Annotated in this window: 3 protein-coding genes; all 3 read right to left on the minus strand. The window is 32.3% G+C overall.

Annotated elements, in window-relative coordinates:
- A partial coding sequence (locus tag PHF25_09420; protein ID MDD4528226.1) for a pitrilysin family protein occupies positions 1-586 on the minus strand: 586 nt, incomplete at its 3' end.
- Complete coding sequence (locus PHF25_09425) at positions 579-1,910, minus strand: glycine--tRNA ligase (protein ID MDD4528227.1); 1,332 nt, start codon at positions 1,908-1,910, stop codon at positions 579-581. The genes PHF25_09425 and PHF25_09420, both read right to left, overlap by 8 nt.
- 151 nt (positions 1,911-2,061) lie before the next feature.
- Positions 2,062-2,724, minus strand: a complete 663-nt coding sequence (locus PHF25_09430; protein ID MDD4528228.1) for a hypothetical protein — start codon at positions 2,722-2,724, stop codon at positions 2,062-2,064.
- Between the last annotated feature and the right edge of the window lie 86 nt (positions 2,725-2,810).

Below are 2,810 nucleotides of genomic sequence, written 5' to 3' on the forward strand. Positions count from 1 at the left end.
CTTCCTTTATTTTTCCAGCCACACAAACTACTGTATTTGTAGCTTTGTATTGAGAATGCATATAATCTAAAATTTGCTTTCGGCTAATTGATAGAATAGTTTTTTTAGTTCCAATAACATCTCTTCCTGCTGGTTGATCACCAAATAATAAATCTTTCCAGACCTCACAAATATATCTCATTGGAGTATCTAAATACATATTAAACTCCTCTTTGATAGTTCCTCTTTCTTTTTCTATTTCTTTAGCAGAAATTATTGAATTTAAATAAATATCAGAAACCCAATCAATAGCAAAATCCGTATATTGATTATTAACCTTAGCCCAATATCCAGTATATTCTTCTCCTGTAAAAGCATTTGTTATTCCTCCGATAGCGTCTATCGGCTCAATAACTTCCATCGCTGTTTTATGATTTGTGGTTCCTTTAAAAAGCATATGTTCTAGAAAATGAGAAATTCCTCCCACTTCTTTTTTTTCATACTTAGAACCGGTTTTAACTAAAACTAAAACAGTAGCTGTTTCCGTATCTTTCTCAGGGATTGTGACAATTCTTAATCCTGATTTTAAAGTAGTTTTTTTATACATTTTTATTAAAATATTCTTTTAATTCACTAATCAAAACTCTTTCTTGTTCCATAGTGTCTCTATTTCTAATAGTAACCGCATTATCTTCTAATGTTTCAAAATCAATAGTTACACAAAATGGAGTTCCTATTTCATCTTGCCTCCTATATCTTTTTCCTACGGTTCCTGTTTCGTCATACTCTGAGATAAAATAAGGAGACAACAAATCAAAAACCTCTTTAGCTTTTGAAGTTATCACTTCTTTGTTTTTAACAAGAGGTAAAACCGCTATCTTAACAGGTGATATTTTTGAATTAAGCTTAAGAACTGTTTCCATACTATCTCCGTCTTGAGATCTTCCTTTTTCATACTCGCTATAAGCATCACAAATTAAAGCAAGCATTAATCTATCTACACCAACTGATGGCTCAATAACATAAGGAACATATTTTTCCTTAGTAGCTTCATCAAAATATTTTAATTCTTGTCCTGAAAACTTTTCATGTTGACTTAAATCATAATCTCCTCTACTTGCAATACCTTCTATTTCGGACCATCCAATAGATGGAAAATTGTATTCTATATCAGAGCAAGCAATTGCATAATGAGCAAGGTCTTCTTTAGCTGCCTCTTTTACTCTTAAATTTTCTTTTTTAATTCCCAAAACCTCTGTATACCATCTCATACTTTCGCTAATCCAATACTTATACCATTTTTCTTGTTCTCCTGGCTTGATGAAAAACTCCATCTCCATTTGTTCAAATTCTCTGGTTCTAAAAATAAAGTTAGAAGGAGTAATTTCGTTTCTGAAAGCTTTTCCTATTTGAGCAATTCCAAAAGGAATTTTAATTCTTTGAGTATCTAAAACATTTTTGAAGTTTATAAAAATAGATTGCGCTGTCTCTGGTCTTAAATAAGCAACGGCTGAAGCATCTTCAACTGGACCAATAAAAGTCTTAAGCATTAAATTAAAGTTTCTTACATCCATTAATTCTCCTCCACATTCAGGACATTTAAGTAAAGACAAATCATTAACATTATTCTTTTCCATTAAATGGTCTGCTCTAAATCTTTTATGACAACTTTTACACTCAGTTAAAGGGTCTGTAAAATTCTTTAAATGCCCAGAAGCTTCCCAAACCTTTGAGTTCGTAATAATAGCACTATCTAAACTAACAATATTCTGTCTAGAATTTACCATAAAATTAAGGTAGCTATCCTTAATATTTTTTTTCATCTGACTTCCTAGTGGACCATAGTCATAAAAGCCTCCTAGACCACCATATATTTCCGATGACTGAAATACAAAACCTTTTCTTTTGCAAAATGATACTATTTTTTCCATAGCTTGATATTAGCAAAAAAAAGGCATTAAGTAAATAAAAAGTCTTATATGGTGTCCACGTTTTCTAATAGAAAAACATGTATCAAGAATTACTCGTTTTTAACTTTAATTAAACTCTCTAGACTAAAAATACTGGCAGATCCTTGTTTCCCTAGCGAATACAACGATACCATACCTCTGTTCCTGTCACACTAGCAACACCTACTTCACCAAAATTAGAACAAGAACCTCCTAAAGCACTAGTAATCATATCAGATCTAGTTTTAGATGAAGTACTCGTAAACTCAATTTTTCCAGTCAAAGAATGATCAAAAGATGTCAGCCCATTACCATTTGGTCCTCCAAGAGCTTCACAAGCAGCTTGAAATTCTTCTTTTGAAGGAACCCTTGCTCCGATAATAGAACAACTCTCAACGGCTGTACTATATTGGAAAAAAAAGTTTAGATACGAACCAATAGGAATTGCTACCTTTGGAGACCTAGGGGTTGCGTCAATATGCAAAGTCTTCCCCTCATAAACAAATTCTAAACCTCCCCCATTAGTGCATAAATTAGCATAATTATCAGGGCAAGAAGAACTTGAACTTGTCGCCGCTAAAAGATCACTAGCGTTATAACCGTCAACTTGGTCTGAATCAAGATTTACAACAACTGGCTTGCCTGCAGTAACATCTTGTGTTTCAATACTCGTATTTAGTGGTGTTTTATAATCACTTGGCATTGATCCTGTTGGTTCACTCCAACCAAAAGCAACATAGGAAGCAACGATTCCTAAACAAAGAACTGACGAAAGAATTAATATTTTATTTTTCATATTTTTATTTATTAACTTTACCTATTATTTGATCTTTACTAATAAACCCAAATTGTCTTGAATCAAATGTACTTTCAGAAACATTA

This window comes from Candidatus Margulisiibacteriota bacterium (genome assembly GCA_028706105.1).
GTDB lineage: Bacteria > Margulisbacteria > Riflemargulisbacteria > GWF2-35-9 > DYQY01 > DYQY01.

Bases quoted from the DNA above. Each gene is read 5' to 3' on its own strand.
- PHF25_09425 (MDD4528227.1), bottom strand. From the start codon at position 1,910: ATGGAAAAAATAGTATCATTTTGCAAAAGAAAAGGTTTTGTATTTCAG.
- PHF25_09430 (MDD4528228.1), bottom strand. From the start codon at position 2,724: ATGAAAAATAAAATATTAATTCTTTCGTCAGTTCTTTGTTTAGGAATC.